Here is a 24,602-nt window from a genome sequence, read left to right as displayed (position 1 = left end):
AATCCCATGAGGAAAATTCCTTTAACATTTTCTTAGTGTCGTTGACATGTTTTGTTTGGGTGTTGGAAGAATAAAGTTTTAAAGACGTCATATTGTTTATAGTTTTGAATCAAACATTAAACAGAATGAGTTCTTTTAAAAATATAAGCCTTTCGATTCTTTTTATAATAGCTTTCGCATCACAGGGCCTTTCACAGTCAAAATCAATTTTCATCTCGGGTACCGTTGTTGAAAATGAAACAGGGCAGCCTTTGGAGTTTGCAACTTTTGTATTGCAGGATATTGACAACCCTGAAAACATCACCGGCGGTATTACTGACCTTAATGGAAAATTTAAGGTCGAAATTTCCCAAGGCAGATATAAAAGTAGAATTGAATATATTTCTTTTAAAACTTTGGAACTCCCTGTTCAAACTTTTGATTCTTCAGTCAATCTTGGTAAGCTTAAATTATCGCCCAATGTAGAGCAACTTGAGTCGGTTGAGCTGGTTGCTGAAAGAACATCGGTAGAGGTCCGACTTGATAAAAAAATATACAATGTAGGGAAAGACCTAACTAATAGCGGAGCCACCATTAGCGATGCACTCGATAACATTCCATCTGTTACGGTAGATGTTGATGGTGCAATAAATCTAAGGGGGAATGGCAATGTTAGAATCCTAATTAACGGCAGGCCTTCTGCCTTAGCAGGCTTTGGTTCTACAGATGCCTTGCAACAACTACCTGCTGATGCTATTGAAAAGGTAGAGGTTATTACAAGTCCATCTGCGCGTTACGACGCCGAAGGAACAGCTGGTATCCTAAACATCGTACTAAAAAAAGAAAAAACCAGGGGTTTTAATGGAACTATTAATACGGTTATAGGCTATCCTGACCGATTTAATTTCACGCCCAACCTGAATTTCAGAACAGATAATTACAACTTCTTTACCACCTTAGGCTATTCATACAGTACCCCACCCGGTAACGGTTTTTTTGACAATACGTATTCAGAGGGATCTTTTGATAGAATTACCGAAGACAGGGATATCGACAGAAAAAATAGTGGCTTCAATGCAAACGTTGGTCTTGAATACTTTTTAACTGATCAGTCTTCGTTAACGGCTAGTGTTTTTGGCCGACTTAACGATGGTGAAGATTTGACCCAAAACAATACCGTTCGATTTGTAGGTAATGATATAGACAGCAGAACCTTGCGGCAGGAACTCCAAGCTGAAGACGAAGCCTCCTACCAACTCTCGTTGAATTACATCAATAATTTCAATGATGAGGGGCATAAATTAGCGGTAGATGCTCAGTACTCCTTCGACGAAGAAATTAAACCAATTACAATAACAGAAGAGAATACCTTTCCAAATACTGAGACTGTTGGTGCAGAAAATATTCTAGAGACAGAGGTGCAGAATGAATTTCTGATTCAGGCAGATTATGTACTGCCCATTGGCGATGCTCAGTTTGAAGCTGGCTATCGAGGTAATTTTGAGGAAACTGACACCAATTTCAATTTGGAAGAACTCAACCTGGAAACCGGTAATTTTGAGTCCAATACAGGTTTATCTAACCAATTTATATTTAATCAAAATGTTCAGGCCTTATATACTCAATATGGCGATAAATTTGGAAAGTTCAGCTTTTTGGCCGGACTTCGGTTAGAAAACACCCAGTTAAAAGGCCAGGTGCTTGGCGCTGACGTTGAAACCCTTCAAAATTTACTGGGTGATGATATTGAACTTGATTTCGATAAGAACTATTTAAATCTTTTCCCGACTTTAAACCTGACCTATGAGCTCAAGGAGAACGAGAATATCACTTTAGGCTATAACCGCCGTATCAACAGACCAAGAGGATGGTTTATCAATCCTTTTCCTTCAAGATCTAGCCGTACCAATATTTTCCAGGGCAATCCTGATTTAGATCCGTCGTTTGCAGATGCCTTTGATGTTGGATACCTGAAACGTTGGGAAAATTTGACGCTAACCTCATCGGTTTATTATCAAAGGGAAACCAATTCTTTTGAGCGCATTCAAGAGGAAACCGGCGAAGTAACCTCTGACGGTATTGTCATCATACGCTCGCTGCCTATAAACTTATCCACCAACAAGCGAATTGGTGCCGAACTAGGTCTTCTTTACAACCCCACCAAGTGGTGGCGAATCAATACGAGCTTTAATTTCTTTGAATTTAATACCGAAGGGGTATTCCGCGGAACAGATTTCGGAGCAAAGAACACGAGCTGGTTTTCGCGTTTTGGATCAAAAGTCAGTCTTCCGGGAAGAATCGATTGGCAAACCAATCTTTTTTATAGAGGTCCCACTCAGAACGCACAAACCAGAACAGAAGGAATTTTCACGCTCAACCTTGCGTTTAGTAAGGATATCATGAAAGATAAAGGCACAATTTCTCTAAACGTAAGAGATTTATTGAATTCAAGGCGACGAATAAATTCAACTGAAACCCCATTTTTCTCATCGGAGAGTGAATTTCAATGGCGGGAAAGACAAATCAATTTTTCATTCGTTTACCGTATCAATCAGAAGAAAAAACGAAGGGAAGAAAACCGCGAAAGAGACGACGAGGAGGAGGGATATTCCAAATAAAATCTAAATTATTACTCTGCCTGCAGTAATTATAGATTCTTTAGCTGTGTGATTGATCTTAAAATAACTTTAACTGCCCTTCTTTGTACTCCTGATGTAAGTCCTTATTCAGAGCTGGAAATTTCTTCCCCTTAAAATACTTTTGTCTGGCTATCCTCGCCACTTCCTTTAGATTTGTAGCCAGTGGTCCTTCCCCCCTGTTTCTGATACCGAATCTGCTATCCTGCAGGCTGCCCCCATGGCAGCTTTTGATCTGATTCAGTACTTTTTCTGCTTTATCGGGCATCGTCCTTCTAATCCAATCTGTAAAAAGCATTCCAATTGCGCCGTTCAACCTCACCACAGTATGAGTAAAAGAGAGCGCCCCGGAATCCGAGACAGCCTTGGCCAGAGACATTAATTCATGGCTGTTGATTCCCGGAATTAGTGGTGCCAGCATTGCATTTACAGGAACCTTATTTTCAGACAAGATCTCTATCGTCTTGAGACGTCTCGACAATGTAGCCGTCCTAGGTTCTAAAAGCCTCCTGGTCTCCTCAATTAGTGATGTCACGGAAATGTTTATCCCGATAAGTCCGTATTTATTTAATTCGATAATCAGATCGAGATCGCGCAGCAGCAAAGCATTCTTCGTGATAATACCAACCGGATGTCTGTACTTCAGGAAAATCTCCAAACAAGCTCTGGTAATCTCGTATTTTTTTTCAGCAGGCTGGTAGCAATCCGTATTTCCTGAGAGGACGATGGTCTCCGCTTTCCACGATTTACTTTTTAATTTGGCTTCAAGCAGTTCCGGAGCATTCTCCTTAATTAAAATCTTTCGCTCAAAATCTAGCCCCGCACTATAGCCCCAAAATTCATGAGTATTTCTGGCATAACAGTAGATACATCCATGCTCACAACCCTGATAAGGATTCATGGAATAAGACATTCCTACATCCGGACTAGTTACTTTATTGATTATCGTTTTTGGAAAAATAGGGAGGTAAACAGTTTTATTATTGTCGGCCAGCTCGCCCTCCTTTAAGCAGTATTCTAGGAAATCGTCTCTCCATTCAGAATGAAGTGCATCGAACTTATTCTTGGAATTATGTTGTGCACCTCTGCCCTTAAGATGTTTGAAGTTCATTAATATTGGATATTATCCAAATATATGGATTTTTTCCAAAACGAAACAATTAGTCTAAGGCAACATTAACCAGCTGTTTTTTGGTTCCTCTTTTTGCATAGAAGAGCACCTTACCGCTCTGTTCATTCATCAGCGGGTTTGAGACCATAAGGGGAAGACGCGCATCTTTTGAGTCGATGATTTTTTTATAGCTCATCTGCCCTTTTTCATTCAGTTCAATAATAAAAACATTTCGGTTTCTGCTCAGACCTTGTTTGAAGATAATCCGTTCCTTGTTGAGTACCTGGGGATTATCTGCAGCTGTGCTGATAAAAAAGTAGGTTTTACCATTTTTGGTGAGGGAACTGTATGAGGCATAAGATCCATCACCTTGGGTAACCTCAGATTTATTGATATTCCTGGCCCAAACCATATTTCCCTGGGCATCCATCTTAGCACTGACGATGTCGTTGTGATGGAAGCGTTCTACTCTCAACCTGCCTCCACTTGAATTAGCTTGTACACTTTGGGTAACAAAATACTCCTCGGCATTGAAAAGGATTTCATCTTGTGGAGTAATCACTACACTCTTAAAAACCAGATTCTTTATATCCTTGTCTTCCTCCTGTCCGAACTTATCAAACATGAATTGATCGGAGAAAGGATTGTATTTTTTTGTTTTTACATCCAGAGAAATAGGATCGACCTTAAAATAAGACAGACCGTTATACCTGTTGTCCTTGCGGTTTGCGTAAAAGCCCACACATATAAGTTCTCCTTTGTTGAGAATAGGAGTTAAGGATTCTGAATATTTTCCCTCCGAGTCGAAATTCTGCGTTGCGATGCCCGAATTGGTAAGCTTGATTAATTCGTATTGAAACTTGCGTTCAAGAGCCGTAAAGCGTCGCTTTTTAAAATAGGCTTTCCCCAGGATAAAGACTTCACTCAGGTCTTTGGAAACTGCTACGCGCTCAAAGGCATAATTCTTCTCCTCTACTTCAGATGAAAAGTCCTGATAAAGGGCTTTCTTAAGGCCTGAGGTAAAAAGGTAGATATCGTGACGGTTATTTTTGCCCTTTTTGTAATGGGTGCTGATTACAAAAGAACTTTTGTCTTCCGGAAATAAGACTGTGGTTGTAAAACCAGAATTAAACTTTCTGTTGTAATAATTCTTGTCAAGAGGATTTTTGACAGGGGCAGATCGGAATGAAAGGAGTTTTTCCTTGGTAAAGGTAAATGGGTCTACCGGACTCCTGTGTACCCAGTATTCGTATTCCTCAGATTCGTAATTATAGTCCAGAAATAGTAAATACAGTTGTCCGTTTTTAAAATAGCCATTGACAAATTCGGATCCTTTTAGTTTGTAATTGTATTCCGAAATCAATTGAAGATTCTCATCGTAATGTTCTATAATAAAACCTTTCGGTTTTAAGATCATTCCAGAGTAATAGGCCCTTACGAGTAATGAACCCCCTTGACCATCGTCTTCAATATTCAACAGATTAGAATATTTATACCGATCATTATATTTTTCTCCGAAGGTGTATTCCACAGGAAGTTCTTGTGCTCTTACAAGAAATCCAATACAAAGCAGGCCGAAAAGCAGGATTCGTTTTTGCATATGTTTTAATTAAAATGAAATCAATCAGGATCCTGGAAAGGAGGCTTTTCTTTTCTCCAGAAAGGCAGAAGTACCTTCCTTGAAATCATCGGTACCGAAGCATTGCCCAAAGGCTTCGATTTCCACCTCAAACCCGTCAACTTCATTCTTAAAACCCGCATTTATCGCTTTTATTGCCTGACTAACAGCCTTTGGGGAGTTTTTCGCGATTTTTTTTGCGATCTCCTTACAGAAATCAATCAATTCTTCAGAAGATGCGATATGGTTCACCAGGCCAAACTCTATGGCTCTTTCCACATCGATCATCCCCCCGGTCATAATCATTTCCATCGCCCTGCCCTTACCTATAAGTTGAGGAAGCCTCTGTGTACCGCCATATCCGGGAATAACCCCTAAGGATACTTCAGGCAAACCCATTCGTGCATTATGGCTGGCTATTCTAAAATGACAAGACATGGCCAATTCGAGTCCGCCCCCTAAAGCAAAGCCATTGACAGCAGCTATCACAGGTTTGTCTAGATTTTCTATGAAATCGAATAGTAATTCCTGTCCCTGGGCAGCCAGTTGCCCGCCCTGTTTTGTATTGAAATGGGAAAATTCCGAAATATCAGCTCCGGCAACAAAGGCTTTTTCCCCTGCTCCTGTCAGTATTATCACCCTTACCTTTTTGTTCTTTTCCAGAGATTTGAAGGCCAGGTGAAGCTCTTTGATTGTCGCGGTATTTAGCGCATTTAATTTTTTAGGCCGATTGATCACAACTACGGCTATATTGTCATCTAACTCGACGATAAGATTATTGTAACTCATACTTGTATATTTTGATTCGCTTTTGGAAATCTCACAGAAAAAACCGAGCCTTTACCGGGTTGGGAAGTCAGTGAAATTGTCCCTTTATATGTCTCTACGATATTCTTTACCATCCCCAGTCCGAGTCCCATACCACTTGATTTCGTTGTGAATTTTGGTTCAAAGACCTTTTCTTTTACCTCATCTGAAATACCAATGCCGTTGTCAGCCACTGCGATCTTAACGTAATCTCCGTCTGAGGTTACTGAAACAAGAATCCTAGGAGATTCAACGTCGGGCACAGCCTGTATGGCATTTTTTACAAGATTAGTAACCACCCTGATCAACTGGGTTCTGTCTAATTTCGCAATAATTTCTTCTTCTTCAGAAATAAAATGGATGTAATTTTCATTAAAAATGTCCAACGCCAATTTTACCGTTTTCACTACATTAAGCGTCTCATTTTGTTGAGCTGGCATCTCAGCAAAATTTGAGAAAGCCCCCGCAATGCTACTCATCATATCAATTTGCTGAATAAGGGTTTTGGAAAACTCCTCAATTTTCAATTTTGCATCCCCTTGCGACGGATCAAATTTTCGCTGAAAACTCTGGACGGTTAAGCGCATCGGGGTTAGTGGATTTTTGATCTCATGAGCTACTTGTTTGGCCATTTCTCTCCACGCCTGTTCCCTTTCACTTCTCGCCAATTTCGCTGCACTCTGTTCCAGCTGATCGATCATACTATTGTATGAATCAATAAGTTTATTGATCTCCACGCTGGGATTTTTTACATAGATCTTTTCGTTGCGCTTTGTAAGGTTGGTTTGATGTAACTTCTCCGATATATTTTCAAGCGAGCGGGTAATATATTTTGAAATAAAATACGCAAGGATAATTGCTATAAAAAACATCACGAGGTATACCCCGCCTAGCCTGAACAAGAATTCTCGTAATTCCATACTATTAAAGGAATTATCCTCATAATACGGCAGATTAAGTATACCTATCGGTTTAAATTTAGGATCATTGATGTAGGTGTAGGACGCCTGGTACTTGCTTCCGGCAGCTACATTGTCCTCAACCAGTCGCTTATTCGGACTTTCCTTCAGCCCATTGAGGACTTCAGCATCAAGGCAAAGTGATATTGAGTCGTTATGAAACTTCGGCCTGCTGCTTTTAATGAGTTGTCCTTCGAGGTCGTAAAGATTGAAATTTACGTTCTGTACATCAGCGATACGGTAAATTTCATCCTTGAAGATCAGCCCGAGATTTTGTGTGATGACGGGATAAGTAGTTGCCTGAAGGGTGTACGCGATACTCTGTTTTACTTGTTCCTCTTTTCGCTCCAGCCTTTCCTGATGGTAATCCTTTGACTGTTCCCTGTATTGATAGATGGTTACCCCGGCGATAAGCACCGAAGCAATTAACACTAAGAATATCATGGTGACAAAAATCCTGGACCTGAGGGAGAACTTTTTGAACAAGGCTCTTATATTTGCTTCTAAAGATAGCAATAATCAGTCCAAAAATGAGATCATCAGGCGTCGGGATTCCTGTTACGTATCCTTTTATAGAGCCTTATCCCGAGCATCAGCAATATGACCAAAACAAAAATCCCTACTACTCCGTAGATCCAATTAAAGGCACTTTTTAAAATGACAAGGAAAGTTACCGCAAACAAGACAAGGGTAGCTCCTTCATTCCAAATTCGCATAAAATTTGAGCTGTATTTTACCTGGTCTCGTTGTAATTGAATAAACATCAGATGAGTCTTCAGGTGATAGGCAATCAGTAATACAACAAATAGTAATTTAACGTGCATCCAGGATTGTGATAGCCAGCCTGGCATCAGGATTAGCAACCAGATTGCAAATAAGGTGCACAAAATGGCTGATGGCCATGTTATGATATACCAGAGTCTCTTCGACATCAATTTCAATTGCTGCGATAATATCTGCCGGTCGGGTTCGGGCTTTTCCTGAGCTTCGATATGGTAAACAAATAGCCTGGGAATATAAAATAAGCCAGCAAACCAGGTGACCACAAAAATAAGGTGCAACGCTTTGATGTAATTGTAATATTCCCCCATAATCAATGTAATAGAATAGCTCCTATTCCGGAGTTCCACAAGGCTTTGTTGTATTCGGGAAGGGCATCTTCAAGAAACTGCTGGCCTCTTTCCTTCAACATGTTCCACTGTGTATCCAGTTCTTTTTTACGTTCCCTTGAACCCTGATTGACCCTGGGAATTACACTGTTGCTTTGGTTAATCAGGAAAATATATTCCGCCGTAAATTTATTGGGAAAATTCTCAACATCGTCATACGCCTGTGATTTCCGCTGAATCATATCTTCGTCCCAGGATACCAAATCATTTAGCAGTTTCTGTCCTGTTTCTTTTAAAGGACCTGCTTCAAGGGATTCCAATATTTTTTTCAGTTGCCCTTGTACATTGTACAATTGATTGACCATTAAATGCATGACACTGAGTTCAGCTTCCATTTCTGACATAAAGGAATCAAATTCTTCATATTGGGTATTAGAAACTTCAAAACCCGGAGTAGCTATAATACTAGCCTGGGTCTTAACAGACTCATCTCCCATGGTCAGCTTTATGTCGTAAACTCCCGGCGGCGCCATATGACCTTCAAATCCGGCTTCCATATACACACCCGGAATTCCTTCCATAATTGGATAATTCATATCCCAGACAAATCTGTTCAGCCCCTCTTCCCTGGGTAAAACTGGTTTTGGGGGAGGTCCGCCGCCGTTGTGCTCCTGATAGGTCACGTCTTTCTCTGAACTAAATGAACGTATAAGTTTCCCTTGAGAATTTCTGATCTCCATTTTTAGCGGGATCTTATTGGTACTTACAGGTAATTCGTAATAGATCACCATCCCATTAGCCGGATTCACACCTTCGAAGGGCTGAGAACCGATGAATTTCTTTGAATTCCCATTTAATGGACTACTCCATGAAGCATTCATGGCACTTTCGGGCTGATAGAGTTTTAAGCCCTGGTTAAGAGGCTCGTATTGCGCGAGTACAGCAAGGTCATCGAGGATCCAGAACGATCTTCCAGAAGTAGCTACTATCAGGTCTCCCTGATGTACCTTAAGGTCTGTAACGGGAGTATTCGGTAGATTTAATTGAATCGGCTCCCATGAAGTTCCATCGTTCCATGAAATAAATATCCCCTTCTCAGTTCCTGCATATAAAAGTCCGGATTTCTCCACATCTTCACGAACTACCCTGGTGAAGGAGCCATAAGGAATCCCCGAACTTATGTTTGTCCAGCTTTTCCCGTAATTATACGTTTTATAAAGGGCGGGGGTATAGTCGTTAAACTTATACCGGGTAGTAGCGATATAGGTCGTTCCGGGATTATGTGGCGATACTTCAATGGCGTTGATCAGGCATTCTTTTAATCCCTTAGGGGTTACATTTTGCCAGGTATTTCCCCCATCCCTGGTTAGATGAACAAAGCCATCGTCACTACCTGTCCAGTATACACCTTTTTCATGCGGTGATTCGATCATATAAGAAATAGTCCCGTAATTTTCTGCACCTACAGCTTCTACTGTATAGGGACCTCCACCCTTGCCTTGTTTATTATCCATATTTCTTGTGAGGTCTGGTGAAATTTCTTCCCAAGTGACACCCATATCTCTTGTCCTGAGTACCATTTGGGCACAGTGGTAAAATGTATTGGGTTCGTGTTGGGAACGAATTATAGGTGCGTTCCAGTTAAAGAGGTATTTCATGTCTCTTGCCGCCATGCCCAGATATTGAATGGGGGCCGCCAGGACTTTTGTTCGTGATTTGGTCTGTGTATCCAGCAGGTCGATGTAGCCTAAATAACTACCTCCCATCACATATCTGGGGTTGTCAGGATCGAAAGCCAGAAAAGCACTTTCACCTCCTGCTGAACTGGTCCAATCCTGTTCTCCTATTCCCCCACTCGAAAGCGATAGGTGAGGGATTCTGACCGAAGAGTTGTCCTGTTGTCCCCCATAAATGTTATAAGGAAACAAGCGGTCGGTATTGATCCTGTAAAATTGGGCTGTAGGCATGATGTCCTGACTCGTCCAGGTTTTACCATAGTCGAAAGAAATGGCTGCACCACCGTCATTGGCAATAATCATATTTCGGGAATTGTCGGGATTGATCCACAAATCGTGATAATCCCCGTGTGTTCCTGTAATCTCTTCCCAGGTCTTTCCACCGTCAATAGAGCGCAGGGCTTGAGCGCTCATAACATAAACTACATTTTCATTATTCGGGTCTGGAAAAACTTCGATGTAGTACCAGGCGCGTTGTACCAGTCTGTTGTCACCACTGACCATTTTCCAGGAGTCCCCGGCATCATTGGATACAAACAATCCCCCCAGGTCCTGGTCAGAATCGCTTTCAATTAAGGCATACACTTTTTGGGGATTAGCCTCACTCACGGCTATAGCCATTTTTCCTTTTTCTTCGGGCAATCCCTCGTGGATTTTTTTCCAGGTATCCCCTCCGTCAGTGGATTTGTATAGTCCGCTCCCTTCACCTCCACTAATGACGATTTCAGGTTTGCGTTGATGATGCCACATACTGGCATACATAACTTCAGGAGTAGATGAAACCATAGAAAGCTCGTTACAACCGGTGAGGTCATTTACAAAAAGTGTATTCTTCCATGTTTTACCCCCATCCACACTTTTAAAGATGCCCCTTTCTTTATTTGGGCCGTATAAAGCTCCTTGTGCAGCCACATAGACTATGTCCGGATTGGTGGGATGAATAAGAATTCGTGCTATATGTTGGGTCTTTTCCAGACCCATTTTCGTCCAGGTCTTACCTGCGTCTGTAGATTTATACACTCCATCTCCGTAGGAAGTCATCACACCTCTAACGGCATGTTCCCCCATCCCACAATACACTATATTCGGGTTAGAAGCGGAAACTGCAACAGCGCCAACGGAGCCCATTTTAAAAAAACCATCCGAAATATTCTCCCACCTCGCTCCTGCATCAGAGGTTTTCCAAAGACCGCCCCCGGTAGTCCCCATATAATACGTAAGCGGATCACCCATTACTCCGGTTGCAGAGACAGATCGCCCTCCTCTAAAGGGACCGATATTTCTATACTTCAGAGGTTGAAAATAAGATTCCGCTGTTTGCGCAGTAAGGCCTGCGGTAATCAGTACTAACAAAAAGCAAAGGATACGTGATTTCATCTTTGGTGGGGTATTTTTTGAAACGGCTTTGTATGGTGTTGAGATTAAAAAGGCCCAATAGCGAAAACTAAGGGCCTTTTAGACAGACATTCTAATCTTCTATAAAGAGATAATTTAGTTGCATTGCATTAAAAGCATCATTAAATGCTTTGATCTCATCGCTTACCAAAGTATCAAATTGATCCAACTGTTTTATTATTTCTGAGGTAAGTTGATTTTTAACTGCAATATCCTGGTCTGTTGGATGAAAATCATCGATAGACACCAGACTGTTCAGGTGAGCTAATTTATTGGTGAGTCTGATAGGGAAATTTAAAGGGTCCTGACCACTTCTGTTTTGAGTCTGATAAAGCGCTTTTTCCACTTCAGAAAAATCGGATTTTAATTTTTTCGCCTTATCAACAAGTTCTTTGGTGGCCTCATCTCCTTTGTACTGTGCCATAAAGGCATCGAGTTGCGCTGTGATCTTTCTGATCTTCTTGATAGAGCCATGTGCTTTGTCAACTGTACTATTGATGTCGGAGATAAAGTCGTATTGCTTTTGCATTTCAGCAACCGTAACCTCGGCCCTGGGATCGGGTAAGATGTTGAAGGATTGTGATTCAGTAGTACCATTGACGGACAAATGCACCTGATAGGTACCCGGTACCGCTTTTGGCCCGTTAAGGCTGGCCCACCATAGGATCATTCCCTTGAAGTCCTGTGCGCCTTTTCCTCTAGTATCCCAAACATGTGTGTTTCCACCATTTTTGACCTTGAGTTTTTTGTCGTTTTCTTTAGCGTACGAACTAAAACCAGCCAGAGTGTCTCTCGATACTGTAGTGTAGGTAAGTGCCACACTATCTTTTTCTGAGAGGTCCTTTAGATAAAAATGAGTGATGACTCCGTTAGGATGATTTTGCCCGGCTGTTTTAGAAGGACTTCTGCTGGTTCCACCTTGGGTCCTGTAGGAATCCTTGGGCTTATACAATACAGCCTCATCAGAAGCAAGACCTTCATTTAGTTGATGTAGAATGGTGAGATCATCAATGATCCAAAGGCTTCTCCCCTGGGTAGCAACCACCAAATTATTGTCCTTGACGGCAAGATCAGTAATGGGTACTATAGGCAGATTGAGCTGGAAAGGTTTCCAGCTGCGCCCATCATCAAAAGAAATATACATCCCTGTTTCCGTTCCGGCATACAAAAGGCCCTTTCTTTTCGGATCTTCCCGCAATACCCTGGTGAAATGCTCATTTGCTATTCCACTGGTGATCTTTTGCCAGCTTTTACCATAATCCGTGGTCTTGTACAAATACGGCTGAAAATCACCTAGTTTATATCGGGTAGCGGCAACATAGCAGGTGCCTTCATCAAATACTGATGGTTCAATGCTATTCACCATCGACCATTCGGGCATATTTGTGGGTGTCACATCTTCCCAACTTCCACCTCCGTCTTTTGAGACATGGATAAGGCCATCATCACTTCCCACCCACAAAAGGCCTTCTTTAAGCGGACTTTCATTAGCGGCAAAGATGGTGCAATAGTATTCCACCCCAGTATTATCCTGGGTAATTGGTCCCCCGCTAGACACAAGTTTGTCGGGATCATTACGGGTAAGGTCCCCACTGAGGAGCTGCCAGCTCTGCCCTTCGTTGGTGCTCAGATGAACATGATTGGAGAAGGTGTAAAGTTTTTTAGGATCGTGTTTACTGAAGATAATCGGGAAATTCCATTGGAAACGATACTTCATTCCTTCTGCACCGTATCCCATGGGATTATCGGGCCAAACATTAATTCCCCTCACAGTGTTAGCATCGTGGTTTACCCTGGTGAGAAATCCTCCGTAACTTCCTCCGTAAACAATATCATTGTTGGTTGGATCAACGGCTATATGGGCAGATTCCCCGCCGGCTGTTGATTCCCAATCGTCATCACCAATAGTACGCCCTGAGCTTCGGTGGTTAATCCGAATTGTGGAATTATCTTGTTGAGCCGCATAGATGCGATATGGAAAGGCATTATCCGTTGTTACCCTATAGAATTGAGCAGTTGGCTGGTTGTAGTACGTACTCCATGTGAGTCCGCCATCATAGGATATCTGTGCCCCACCGTCATCCCCTATAATCATTCTTTTAGGATTTTCAGGGGCAATCCAAAGGTCGTGGTGATCTCCGTGCGGGGCATTAAATGTATTAAAGCTTTTCCCGCCGTCTGTCGATTTGTGATACCGCACATTGAGTACATACACCAAGTCTTCGTTTTCGGTATCGGCATATACCCGGGTGTAATACCAGGCGCGTTGACGTAGTTTTCGTTCAGAATTTACCAGACTCCATTTCTTTCCTCCATCTTCAGATCGGTAAAGCCCTCCTTTATCCTTGTTTTCTACAATTGCCCAAACCCTGTCCGGATTCACAGGTGAAACGGTTACTCCTATAATTCCAAGGGTGTCTTTTGGGAAACCTTCATTTTTGGAAATCTCTGTCCAGTTCTCCCCGCTATCAGTACTCTTCCAAAGTGCAGAACCATCTCCACCACTGCTGAGACTATAAGGCGTCCTTTGGGCACGCCAGGTAGAAGCGTAGATAATTCTCGGATTCGTTGGGTCGAGAATAAGGTCTACTGCACCGGCCTGGTCATTGACAAACAGTGTTTTTCTCCACGTTTTCCCACCATCCGTGCTTTTATAGATCCCTCTATCCGCAGAAGGTTTGTAGATGTCGCCTAGAACAGCCGAATAAACTATATCCGGATTGTCTGGATGTATTCGAATTCTAGGGACATGCCTGCTATTGTTTAATCCTACAGAATTCCAGGATTTACCTGCATCTACTGATTTCCAAACTCCGTAACCGGAAGAAACATTCCCCCTCAGCGTCTTCTCTCCTCCTCCAACATAGATCACATTGGGATCACTATTGGCGACTTCCACCGCCCCAATACTTCCCCCAAAGTAACCATCTGAAATGTTACCCCAGGTTCTGCCGCCATCGGTTGTCTTCCATACTCCTCCTCCGGTAGCCCCGAAATAGAACAAGTTAGGCTGTCCGGGTACCCCGGTCACTGCTGCTGATCTTCCGCCTCTGAAAGGCCCAACCAGTCTGTATTCCAAACTTGAATACAACTCTTCCGGGTATACAGCCGCTACAGCCGCTTTTGAGCGTCTCTGGGAATTTACATTGAGGGTGAACAGGAATAAGGCCATCACCATAGCCTGAGTAAAAATCTTGAATTTCATGTTGATTAGTGTTCTAGTTCGACGAAGCTAAATGTACCAAAAAACAAGGAAACCCGAAACCTTATAATGATGAGGATCCATAATCCATTTTCAAAAGGCTAACAAGAGGTTTTACGTTCGTAATATTCTTAGCGCCCCGCTCTCATCCTCAGTATTCTTTATGCCTTTTTTGCTCAAGTTTAGACGGATGATAAAACTTTTTCCATTCTTTCTACTTCGCACTGTATTCATATTAGCCGTCACTCTTTCTTTACATGCATATAATCGAAATGAAAGTCAGACACTGAGAAAATAAAGGATAAATTCTGATCCTAATTTAACTACCTGGTCTCATTAAATGGATGATCTTGTTCGCAAGCAAAACGCGGGCGAAACTCAAATGTTTACCAAGCTAAATTGGCCTATAATACAAACGAAATAAAAGCCTCAGGCAGAGATGCTGAGGCTTTCCATATCCCAAATCCGCAGAATAGTTAAGAGCCTTTCTTAACTGCTTCTAAAATCTTCAAAAGTATCAAAGTCAATAAGGCGAGCATCAGTACAGCACTGAGAACAATTTCATAGGTTTCCATTGAATTGATCCCATTTTTGGTAAAGTAAATTAATCCACCTGTGAATATGATCCCAAACAAAATGGTCCTGGGTGTTGTTAGCTTGTAATTTTTCATAGTATTATATTTTAGTACCATCCCATACAACTTCCAAACTCATAGACAGCTATAGCAGCCCCAATTGCTCCCAGAGCACGGGAAGCAATCTTTTTTATCGCTTTTTTGGCGATGGCCTCGGTGACATTGCCGTTAACAAAATCAACTACTACATCAATTCCTACCGCAACAATGAGACAATCCACCCAATCCTTTTTTGCCTCTTCTAGAGTCGCCCCTTGCAAGGAGTAACCCACGGTCCTGAAAGCATTCACAAAATTTCTGGCAACTGCCATTTGCTCCTTGCTTTCTGAGGCGAGGATCATCAACCCAACCAGGGCAATTCTCGGATCATCCTTTTCCTGAAATTCCTGCCGCAGATCCTTTTCATTTACATTGTAGGATTTTAATAAGGCCTTAGTCCCATTGACCATGGGTAATAAAACTTCTCGAGTCTCCTTCTCCAGGGCCTGCACTCTTTCCTCCTTCATTGACCCCTTCTCAGATAGGAGTTCAGGGTACTTTTCAATCAATCCCCTGACTTTAGGCGTTGTCTTCCTCACAACTTCCTCAAATAAGGCTACAGCCTTTTTATTGTCCGGTTTTTCGTAATCACTCTCTTGTGTCTCACAGCTTCCTAGCACGATCAGGCCTGTAATAAGAAAAACCTTAATATTTATAAACCACGCCAGATTACCGGCCATTCCTTTTACTCTTAATTGCAACATTTTTAATTGTGTCATCTTCCTTCATTTTAATTCAACATCTCATTTCCACATACGTTGCGCTTCGTATTTTATGCAAAGTAGGATGGCAATACGCAACACCCTTGCAGAAGGCAAAAAACAACTAATGAAGATTAGAGCGGAGAAAGGATATCAGGCCGCTGCGTCAATTCTAAGGGAGGTTTTAACTTCCCGACGAAGGAAATATCCTGTGACAATTGTAGAAAGGGTATCTGCTATAGGGAAAGACAACCATACCCCTAGCTCGCCGAGGTAAATGGGAAGAATCAGGATGAGTGGAATAAAGAAAAAGCCCTGCCGCGTAAGTGTCAGCAAGAGCGCAGGAACGGCTTTTCCCACCGCCTGAAAATAGGCCGCCCCTATTAATTGGATTGCTATGATCGGGGTAGCGGCGAAAACCCATCGCATCGCCGCTGGGGTATTTTCCAGAACAAAAATATTGCTGGCCATTTCCTCAGCCGACATATCGGCACGACTGCTGAGAAACAATCCGGTAATCTCGGCCGGGAAAACCATAAGACCTACAAAAACAACCGTAGCAACAATAGCAGCGTAAGTAATTGCCGTGTTTATGGACTCTCTTACCCTTTCATATTTTTGTGCTCCGTAATTGTATCCGGCAATAGGCAGAAAGCCCTGAGTTACACCAAATACAGGGAATAAGGCAAACATCAGCATTCTACCGATTATCGCGTATACTGCTACCATCGATTCTCCTCCGAGATCGAATAAAATATTGTTCATCAGAAGATAGGTAATACTGGTAACTGCCTGTCTTGATAAGGTGACAAAACCCAGAGATCCTATTTCTTTTAAAATGGGAAGATCGAGCCTAAAGTCGACCGACTTAATTTTCAGTTCTGAATTTTTGGAGAGAAAAAAGTAAAAGATGTATCCAAAACACAAGAGGTACCCTCCGGTTGTAGCCCAGGCCGCGCCTTCCATCCCCCAATCGAAGATGTAAATAAAAACATAATCCATCAGAAGATTTCCGACTGACGGAATGATCATGGCAATCATGGCGAATTTGGGTTTCCCCTCCGCCCTGATAACCGTATTACCCATCATACACAGGGCGAGAAATGGCACGCCGTAAAGAACAATGGTATAGTAGATCTTCGCCGGCTTAAATATAGCTCCCTTGCCCCCAAAAGCGGGAATAAGTCCGTCTGCAAAATACAAGCCAAATGCCACCATGGTTATGGTGACTAAAAGGGTGAGGGATATCTGATTGCCAAAAGTCTTTAAGGCCTTGTGCTTGTTTTCCGCCCCCAGGGCTCTGGAAATAATGCTGCTCCCTCCAATACCAATAGCCATCCCCAGGGCAGCGATAAAAAAAGAAACCGGTAAGACTACGTTTATGGCTGCAATTGCTATTGAGCCGATCCAATTCCCAACGAAAATGGTATCCACCAGGATGTTCAGGGACATTACCAAAATCCCTATGGAGGCAGGTACTGCCTGTTTAATCAGGAGTCTCCCGATCGATTCTGAGCCTAAATCATCTGAGGAGACCTTTGCCATCAGACCGGTAGTAGATTTTTTGTTTCCCAGTTGGAAATCCAGGAAGCCATGAGCTCAACCCAGTCGTCTCGTTCATTGAGACAGGAAATGTGCTTGTAGTGTTCACCCCCCGCTTCTTCAAATTGTTCTTTCCCCTCCATAGCTATCTCCTCCAGGGTTTCCAGACAGTCACTGACAAAAGCAGGAGTAATAACAGCGAGCTTCTTTTTACCTTCTTTGGCAAGACGTTCAAATTCGAAATCTGTATAGGGTTTAAGCCATGGATCTCCTGCAAGGCGCGACTGAAAAGAGGTACTCACCTTATCTTCATCCAACCCGAGAAACGCTTTTACCAACTCTGTGGTTTCGTAACACTGATGTCTGTAGCAGGTATGATGAGCAACGGAGTTTATTTTACAACAACTACCGTCTATCTTACAATGAAAGCGGGTAGGATCCGACTTTCGGATATGTCTTTCGGGGATCCCATGATAGGAAAATAAGACGTGATCATAGTCGAAGTCTTTCAATCCTTCAGCAATACTCGTCGACAATACCTTTATATATTCCGGACGGTGGTAAAAGGCAGGTAGGGTTGTCATCTTCATGGAAGGAAAATAGTTTTGCTGATCTTCCAAAGCTTTTACAACCACAGTTTCGTATGAGGACATTGCATAATGGGGATACAAAGGCACGAGCAGGACGTCATCTACTCCTTTCTTGTCTAGTTCGTCCAGGGCCTTTTTGATACTCAATGAGCCATAACGCATTCCGAGGGCAACGGGAAGTTCTGTTTTTTTCCGAACCTTCTCCGTAAAACGTTCCGATATAACTATCAGTGGTGAACCTTCTTCCCACCATATTTTTTTATACGCTTTGGCGGATTTTTTTGGGCGGGTTTGTAAGATGATCCCGCGAACCAGGATATTGCGTAATAATTTGGGTACATCGATCACGCGTTTGTCCATCAGGAACTCGTCCAGATAGGGCTTAACATCCTTTGCAGTAGGACTGTCAGGTGATCCCAGATTTACTAATAATACTCCTTTCAAATCTCAATTTTTTTAACCCCCCAAAAATACGACTTGTACCTCAACTGACCACAGCTCATTCCAATACTTTACCTATGTTGAAATAGAGATTGCTAATTTCTTATGGTATTGAGCCGAATGTTCCTTATTTTACTTTTTAAACTTTTATAACTGATGCAAGAAGAAATCCTGAAAATACCTTCCAACGAATCCCTGTTATACGTTTTTGGGGGGCTGCTTTTACTTGTCCTCATCTATATATTTACGACTTCGATACTTAGGAAAATCGGGAAAGATGACAAGTATCTCCTTCCCAGGGACACTGTTAAAAAGATATCGCTCCCTCTGGTTTTTATACTTTTTTCCTTCCTGATAAGAATGGGTGCACTGAGGGAATTACTGGGCCTGGAGGATTATGGCGCCTGGTTCAGAAAAATCAGTACTCTGCTATTTATTTTTTCTTTTACCTGGCTGCTGATCAGGATCATCAAATTGATCAAACAATTAGTGATCAACAACTACGACGTTCAATCCACCGATAACCTCAAGGCCAGAAAAGTATATACGCAGTTTACCATTCTGGAACGCATATTTATTTTCATTGTAACCATCATGGCCCTGGGCATAGCCCTGATGAGTTTTGAGGAAATCCGCGAGATTGGGATCAGTATTTTTGCTTCTGCCGGTGTAGCCGGTATCATCATAGGTTTTTCCGCCCAAAAAATGATCGGCGCCATCCTGGCCGGAATACAAATCGCGATCGCCCAACCTATCAAAATTGATGATGTAGTGGTGGTGGAAGGTGAATGGGGGAGGATAGAACAGATCACCCTAACCTATGTGGTAGTTGCCATCTGGGATAAAAGGCGTTTGGTACTTCCCACTACTTATTTTATTGAAAAACCTTTCCAGAACTGGACTAAAACTACTGCTGATATTCTGGGTACCGTATTCCTTTATACAGACTACAAAGTCCCCTTCGATGAGTTGCGGGAAGAGCTCAAACGCATATTGGACAGCACAGATCTCTGGGATGGAAAGGCTCAGAATATACAGGTGACCAACGCAACGGGGACGCATGTAGAGATAAGGGCATTGATGAGCGCAAAAGATTCTCCTACGGCATGGGACCTCAGGGTACTTGTAAGAGAAAAGCTGATTACTTTTTTACAAGAAAATTATCCGGAAAGTCTCCCTCACTCACGGGTATTTATAAAAGATGAAAGAAATAAGAATTAAGCAGGACTTGATCATCTTCTATTTTGACAATTACTAAACCCTCTTCGATGATGTCTACCGAGACACTTTTAGAGCAAAAGTTACTTCATTCACATAAAAAAGAGATGATTGTCTTTTTAAATAATCATCCCGAATATTTTGATGAGGCTGTAGAACTCGCGATACAGAATAAGCAACCTTATTCATGGAGAGCGGCCTGGGTACTTTGGAGTTATATCTCGAAAAATGATATCAGAATAAAGAATCACATTCCTAAACTAATTAAAGCTATTGGCAACAAAACAGACGGACACCAGAGAGAATTGCTGAAGATCCTCCTTGAAATGAATTTGAATGAGGAACAGGAAGGACATTTATTTGATCTCAGTGTTTCACTATGGGAGGATGTTGAAAAAAAACCATCGATCAGATATACTGCTTTTAAGTTTATCATTAAAATGGCAAAAAAACATCCTGAGCTTACCAATGAAATTCTCTTATTAGCACAGGATAAATATTTGAACTCTTTGTCACCGGGAGTAAACAGGTCTATTAAAAAGATGATAACGAATACTATAGGTTTAAACCACAATAAAAGAAAACAGTCTCACACTTAGTCTGCCACTATAACTTTTATAGAACTCGTGTTCTTTTCATTTTTTAGCACCACCAGGTAAATACCTTTACTCAATGAAGCTAGCGATATCTTTTCATTGCCTGCAAAAGCTCTAACTAGCTGCCCGGATTGAGTATAAACTTCAATAATGCTTTTATCTGTACGTGACGGAATTGTCAAGATATCCGAAGTGGGGTTGGGGTAAGCCAGCTGATTTGCAGGACCCACAAGTTCTGAATACTCGCCCTCACATGGCAGGGCGGAAGTTAATGTGAGTAAATCTCCGGGCTCTACGGCTGTAACGATTATTTTACTGTCGTAACTGCCTTTTCTTTCCCCATTGATTCTCAATTCATACGGTGGCGTGCCTTTATTCACTTCTATGGTCGCCTTTTGGGATAGGCCGTCAGATTCAATTTTAGATGACGCCTCCATCGGTAAAACTTCCTGAATAATCACATCGTAACACTGTTCAAAATCGGCATAGTCTTTTACACTAAGGCAAAGGTTGTAGGTTCCCGGAGCCAAATTTTCCACCACTATTTCCCTGGTAAAATTGTAGACTTGTCCATTGATCTCCAATTCGTAGTTGTAATAATCCACGGCATTCACGGTGACGCTACCGTCATTTTGTTCAAAACAGCTTTCTCCATTGGTTTTGACAAAAAAATTGTCTGAGGCAATGGAAACCTTTCCGTTGAAATATTCAGCAGCAAGCGCAAAAGCTTCATTCCCGATCTTATCACCGATAATCCGACCGGGAATATCATCAATAGGTGGGTGTATACCACCCCATATTCTTGACAAACTGGTTTGATCGGACGCATCCCTGTAGGTGGCCCATTGCAAGCTGAAATTTTCACTTGGCCCCTGTTCAAAAACCAGAAAATTATTTTGTTCAATATCAAACACGCCCAAGCCTCCAGGAAAATAAGGATCCCCCGTAAATCTTGTTAAAACCTCGGCAGCAGCCCGAGAGAAAGTAGAATGTCCCGACACGTACCCTGCAAAAGGAGGGGTTACAAAGGTGGGGCGCTGATACGGCCACCATTGAATTCCCAGAATCCAGTCTACTCCTGCGATATCCGTAGTGGGATCCGTGATAAAGTCAGGGCCTTTCCAGGCATAAATTTTGATTTTACCAATATTTTCTCCTCCAGAACCCGCCAGGGGATCTCCATTTTCGATCAATTCTATTCTCCCGGGGATAAGGGGTAAGCCATGCGGATGGAAACTGGGCAAGGTACTGTCTGTACTCTGTCCTTTGGAAGCCATATAGCGGATTGCAGAAATAGGCCGGATATAGTCATAGTATCCTTTTATTCCCCAGGTATTTATTGCCGCATCGTGCATGGCACCGCCCAGGGCCAGATACGCTTTTACGTCCCATTCTAAATCGTCTACTTCTTCACCTGAACCCGCAATTCGTTTAGAGTTTTCGGGATGATCATTCACATAGTTCAATATTGTAAACCAATGGCCGGGAGGGGTCTCAGAATCAGGACCGTCTGCCCAAAATTCTGCCAGAACCCTGGCATAATCGGCCCTTTTTACTAACTGTTGCTCGTAAGGCTGACCCGTAAACGGATTAAGGGGATGGCCTGTACCCATGTCTCCTCCTTCTGTAAAATCGTAAAAGGTCTGATAGTCCTCAAATGAAGCAGGGAAGAAAGACATATCGACGTTTCCAATGCTGCCCGGGGAGATATCAATAAAGGTTGGATCTGAGGGATCCAAGTGGGAAGACCAGGAGGCAACAAGGGCAAAATGCCATTTATAAGGATCCTGTATCCCATCCTGATCCGAATTTTGAATATTTACCGGTGGCCCCGGATTATTGTAGACATAACTGTCAAAACCGTTATTCAGCACTTCAAGATCAGAAGGTTTTAAGGCAAATGGCACTACCTGTCCCCATTCGGGATTAAGAAATTCAGGAACACTGCCAGCGATGGGATTTCCGCTCTGATCAACAAAACTCTCAAATGCCAGAGGTTGCCACCGATTGGGATCTGCCAGATCATAGGATTCTTCATATCTGTCTAGAGCGAGGGGTTCGTTTACCGGCTGATAATATTGGTTTCCATAGTCATCATTTTCGTTTGCACCGTCGTTTACACCAAATTCTATCAGCTTTGCCCCCAGATAATTTCCCAGTGCCGCATACGATCCTGTACTGTAATCCGTACTTACAAAGGAACTGTCAAACCCAAGTAGTGAAAAGAGTTCTTCAAAACGTTGAAGTGCAAATGTGGCCCCGGGTGAATTTGAGAATCTATGAGAGAGTAAGCTGTAGAGGGCGTAACTCATTGTTATTTGGCGAGCAGCATCCGTATCTGCAGGTGTTTCAATCCCATCAAAATTGCATGAAAACCCGTTTTTGGTTTTACCGAGAAAAACCGTTTCTGCTGCATTGTCAAAAACCGCCCAGGAATCGTACATGGCTATTGCGCTGTGATATAAATTTCTGGCATGGACCGGTGGCCTTGCAAAGTCATTCCTTATTGCATCGAGTAGCGCTTCATTCCATTGTCTGGCAACCGATAAGTGTGCGAATTCTTCTGCTCTTGATTCACCAACTCCATTGAGGTCGTTATTCTCAACGGGATTGGTATTCTCAACCAGAGTAATCATTTGATTGGGCGTAATATTTTCAAAGCGGTCTTTGATACCGCTTGTCCAGATCACTTCTATAAATTCGATGCTCTCGGCCATTCCGATTCCAACAAATTCGTAAAAGCTGTTCTGGCTGATAAAACCTTCCCCGCAAAGGGTATACCTGTATTCAACTTCCCCGCCAAACCCAATTTTTATAAAAGAGCCGATCCCCATGCGATTACTCTCTGTTCCCTGAAGTTTTATTTTAATCCAGTTATTCTCTGTCGATGATTGGTTCTCCCAAAGACTTATGGGTTGATCATCTATATTGATCACTGCAATATCAGCTAGCCCGTCATTCTGGATATCCCCGATAGCATTACCGTAGCTCGCCCTTATATCATTGGCAAAGCCCGAGGTAGAAGTATTATTAAAGTTGCCGTTACCATTATTCTCATAATAAGCGGAGGAAGGACCACCTTCAGACCCGTCCTGATGACTCACCACGTAGAGATCTTGATCGCTATCATTCTCACCGTCCAGAAATACCGACCCCCAGGCAAAACCGTCAAAACGCGTTCCATTGGCCAATGCAATATTACTAAAGGTACCATCACCATTGTTTCTGAGAAAGGCATTCCCGGATACACTATTAGTAAAGGCCGGTGGATAGATATTAGTGACATAAATATCAAGCCAGCCATCTTTGTTGTAGTCTTCCACGGTGGCCGACATTCCGTCCATGTAAAGGTCCATTCCTGAAGCAATACTAACATCTATGAAGATGCCACCTCCCTGGTTGCGATAGAGCACGTTTGGAAGTTCATCTTTGTCGTTGGCCAGGAAGAGATCCTGGTCTCCATCCCGATCGTAATCAAGGAATGCGGCGCTCTGTGTAAATTGTGCTTCCAAATACAGGCCAGAAGTTGCCGTTATGTCTGTAAAATCTCCGTTACCATCGTTCCTGTAAAGCAGATTGTGATCTACAAAATCATTGTCCCTGACAATCAGGAATAGATCGAGGTCCCCGTCATTATCAATATCCCCCCAGGAATTCCCCCAATAAGCTTTTTGTTCAGGGGCAATCCCCGAAGAGGAAATAATATTTGTAAATGCATTGCCTCCGTCATTGCGGTAAAACCAGCATACGCCTGCATCACTATTCGCAAAAAAATCAAGATCCCCGTCGTTGTCAAAGTCAACCCAGGTAACCTGTCTGGCCTCTATTCCTCCGCTATTGATAGGTAAAGTCTGAATTTCAAATTGTCCTCCTGTGTTGTGCAGGAACTGAAAATCCCTTGTGGTTGAGGCGGGAATGGTTATATCATCCCAGCCGTCATTGTCATAGTCTGTGAAAGAAATACCGGGGCCGTGGAATGTAGAGACATCTCCATATTTCACTTCCTGATCTATGATTTGAGGCTGAACATCTGAAAAGAAGGCCTGGCCAAAAACTGCAATTCCGTAAAAAATAAAAAAAATCGAAAACGCTATTTTCCTCATCACTCTGTTTCCATGGTCTATCGAAGGTGTAATATTAGGCAATCGCTTCAATTCTCGCAATTAATCCATTTTTTTTACACTAAACCAAATTATTCGACGGAAGAATTACAAATCAGGTTGCACAATAAACGATTCTACTACATCTTTCAAATTACTGAAAGGACATATTGCCATATCTTTGTTTT

At 42.4% G+C, this 24,602-nt stretch carries 15 protein-coding genes; 3 read left to right on the top strand and 12 right to left on the bottom strand.

Annotated features, from left to right (window positions below):
* Nucleotides 1-125: 125 nt before the first annotated feature.
* A complete protein-coding gene (locus tag EQY75_RS13760; RefSeq protein ID WP_129606785.1) occupies nucleotides 126-2,597 on the top strand; it encodes a TonB-dependent receptor in 2,472 nt (823 codons plus the stop codon).
* 58 nt (nucleotides 2,598-2,655) lie between these two features.
* Here the strand turns inward: EQY75_RS13760 and EQY75_RS13755 are convergent, their stop codons facing one another.
* From EQY75_RS13755 to hemH, 11 genes are all read right to left on the bottom strand, one after another.
* Complete coding sequence (locus EQY75_RS13755; protein ID WP_129606783.1) at nucleotides 2,656-3,726, bottom strand: PA0069 family radical SAM protein; 1,071 nt, start codon at nucleotides 3,724-3,726, stop codon at nucleotides 2,656-2,658.
* Nucleotides 3,727-3,775: 49 nt separating this feature from the next.
* Nucleotides 3,776-5,326: a hypothetical protein gene (locus tag EQY75_RS13750; protein WP_129606781.1), complete on the bottom strand. Its 1,551-nt coding sequence runs from the start codon at nucleotides 5,324-5,326 to the stop codon at nucleotides 3,776-3,778.
* Between the two features lie 24 nt (nucleotides 5,327-5,350).
* Nucleotides 5,351-6,133: an enoyl-CoA hydratase/isomerase family protein gene (locus EQY75_RS13745; RefSeq protein WP_129606779.1), complete on the bottom strand. Its 783-nt coding sequence runs from the start codon at nucleotides 6,131-6,133 to the stop codon at nucleotides 5,351-5,353.
* On the bottom strand, nucleotides 6,130-7,554 hold the full coding sequence (locus EQY75_RS13740; protein WP_129607121.1) for a sensor histidine kinase: 1,425 nt from the start codon (nucleotides 7,552-7,554) through the stop codon (nucleotides 6,130-6,132). The genes EQY75_RS13745 and EQY75_RS13740 overlap by 4 nt, the downstream gene beginning before the upstream one ends.
* Before the next feature lie 95 nt (nucleotides 7,555-7,649).
* On the bottom strand, nucleotides 7,650-8,201 hold the full coding sequence (locus EQY75_RS13735) for a CopD family protein (protein ID WP_129606777.1): 552 nt from the start codon (nucleotides 8,199-8,201) through the stop codon (nucleotides 7,650-7,652).
* Between the two features lie 2 nt (nucleotides 8,202-8,203).
* Nucleotides 8,204-11,332 (bottom strand): WD40/YVTN/BNR-like repeat-containing protein, encoded by a 3,129-nt coding sequence (locus tag EQY75_RS13730; protein WP_129606775.1) that lies wholly within the window; start codon nucleotides 11,330-11,332, stop codon nucleotides 8,204-8,206.
* Between the two features lie 91 nt (nucleotides 11,333-11,423).
* Entirely contained in the window at nucleotides 11,424-14,555 is a 3,132-nt protein-coding gene (locus EQY75_RS13725; RefSeq protein WP_129606773.1) for a WD40/YVTN/BNR-like repeat-containing protein, read from the bottom strand.
* 473 nt (nucleotides 14,556-15,028) lie between these two features.
* Complete coding sequence (locus EQY75_RS13720) at nucleotides 15,029-15,223, bottom strand: hypothetical protein (protein WP_129606771.1); 195 nt, start codon at nucleotides 15,221-15,223, stop codon at nucleotides 15,029-15,031.
* Between the two features lie 11 nt (nucleotides 15,224-15,234).
* On the bottom strand, nucleotides 15,235-15,945 hold the full coding sequence (locus EQY75_RS13715) for a hypothetical protein (protein ID WP_129606769.1): 711 nt from the start codon (nucleotides 15,943-15,945) through the stop codon (nucleotides 15,235-15,237).
* Between the two features lie 135 nt (nucleotides 15,946-16,080).
* Nucleotides 16,081-17,472, bottom strand: a complete 1,392-nt coding sequence (locus tag EQY75_RS13710) for an MATE family efflux transporter (protein WP_129606767.1) — start codon at nucleotides 17,470-17,472, stop codon at nucleotides 16,081-16,083.
* On the bottom strand, nucleotides 17,472-18,503 hold the full coding sequence (hemH, locus tag EQY75_RS13705; RefSeq protein WP_129606765.1) for a ferrochelatase: 1,032 nt from the start codon (nucleotides 18,501-18,503) through the stop codon (nucleotides 17,472-17,474). Before hemH ends, EQY75_RS13710 begins: the two co-directional genes overlap by 1 nt.
* A 153-nt stretch (nucleotides 18,504-18,656) precedes the next feature.
* On the opposite strand from hemH, the gene EQY75_RS13700 reads away from it, so the two are divergent.
* Nucleotides 18,657-19,721, top strand: a complete 1,065-nt coding sequence (locus EQY75_RS13700) for a mechanosensitive ion channel family protein (protein WP_129606763.1) — start codon at nucleotides 18,657-18,659, stop codon at nucleotides 19,719-19,721.
* Between the two features lie 47 nt (nucleotides 19,722-19,768).
* The gene (locus tag EQY75_RS13695) at nucleotides 19,769-20,317 is read left to right on the top strand and encodes a hypothetical protein (protein WP_129606761.1); all 549 of its coding nucleotides are present in this window, start codon (nucleotides 19,769-19,771) and stop codon (nucleotides 20,315-20,317) included.
* Here the strand turns inward: EQY75_RS13695 and EQY75_RS13690 are convergent.
* Complete coding sequence (locus EQY75_RS13690) at nucleotides 20,314-24,468, bottom strand: FG-GAP-like repeat-containing protein (RefSeq protein WP_129606759.1); 4,155 nt, start codon at nucleotides 24,466-24,468, stop codon at nucleotides 20,314-20,316. The two genes, EQY75_RS13695 and EQY75_RS13690, sit on opposite strands and share 4 nt — an antisense overlap.
* Nucleotides 24,469-24,602: the final 134 nt, after the last annotated feature.

The organism is Muriicola soli (genome assembly GCF_004139715.1).
GTDB lineage: Bacteria > Bacteroidota > Bacteroidia > Flavobacteriales > Flavobacteriaceae > Muriicola > Muriicola soli.
Note: the sequence above shows the minus strand (reverse complement) of the source record. Positions and strands in the feature narration are given on the sequence as shown.

Coding starts and splice junctions, on each gene's coding strand:
- EQY75_RS13750 (WP_129606781.1), bottom strand. CDS start 5,326: ATGCAAAAACGAATCCTGCTTTTCGGCCTGCTTTGTATTGGATTTCTT.
- EQY75_RS13745 (WP_129606779.1), bottom strand. CDS start 6,133: ATGAGTTACAATAATCTTATCGTCGAGTTAGATGACAATATAGCCGTA.
- EQY75_RS13720 (WP_129606771.1), bottom strand. CDS start 15,223: ATGAAAAATTACAAGCTAACAACACCCAGGACCATTTTGTTTGGGATC.
- EQY75_RS13695 (WP_129606761.1), top strand. CDS start 19,769: ATGATGTCTACCGAGACACTTTTAGAGCAAAAGTTACTTCATTCACAT.
- EQY75_RS13735 (WP_129606777.1), bottom strand. CDS start 8,201: ATGGGGGAATATTACAATTACATCAAAGCGTTGCACCTTATTTTTGTG.
- EQY75_RS13730 (WP_129606775.1), bottom strand. CDS start 11,332: ATGAAATCACGTATCCTTTGCTTTTTGTTAGTACTGATTACCGCAGGC.
- EQY75_RS13700 (WP_129606763.1), top strand. CDS start 18,657: ATGCAAGAAGAAATCCTGAAAATACCTTCCAACGAATCCCTGTTATAC.
- EQY75_RS13725 (WP_129606773.1), bottom strand. CDS start 14,555: ATGAAATTCAAGATTTTTACTCAGGCTATGGTGATGGCCTTATTCCTG.
- EQY75_RS13755 (WP_129606783.1), bottom strand. CDS start 3,726: ATGAACTTCAAACATCTTAAGGGCAGAGGTGCACAACATAATTCCAAG.
- EQY75_RS13760 (WP_129606785.1), top strand. CDS start 126: ATGAGTTCTTTTAAAAATATAAGCCTTTCGATTCTTTTTATAATAGCT.
- EQY75_RS13740 (WP_129607121.1), bottom strand. CDS start 7,554: ATGATATTCTTAGTGTTAATTGCTTCGGTGCTTATCGCCGGGGTAACC.
- EQY75_RS13715 (WP_129606769.1), bottom strand. CDS start 15,945: ATGACACAATTAAAAATGTTGCAATTAAGAGTAAAAGGAATGGCCGGT.
- EQY75_RS13710 (WP_129606767.1), bottom strand. CDS start 17,472: ATGGCAAAGGTCTCCTCAGATGATTTAGGCTCAGAATCGATCGGGAGA.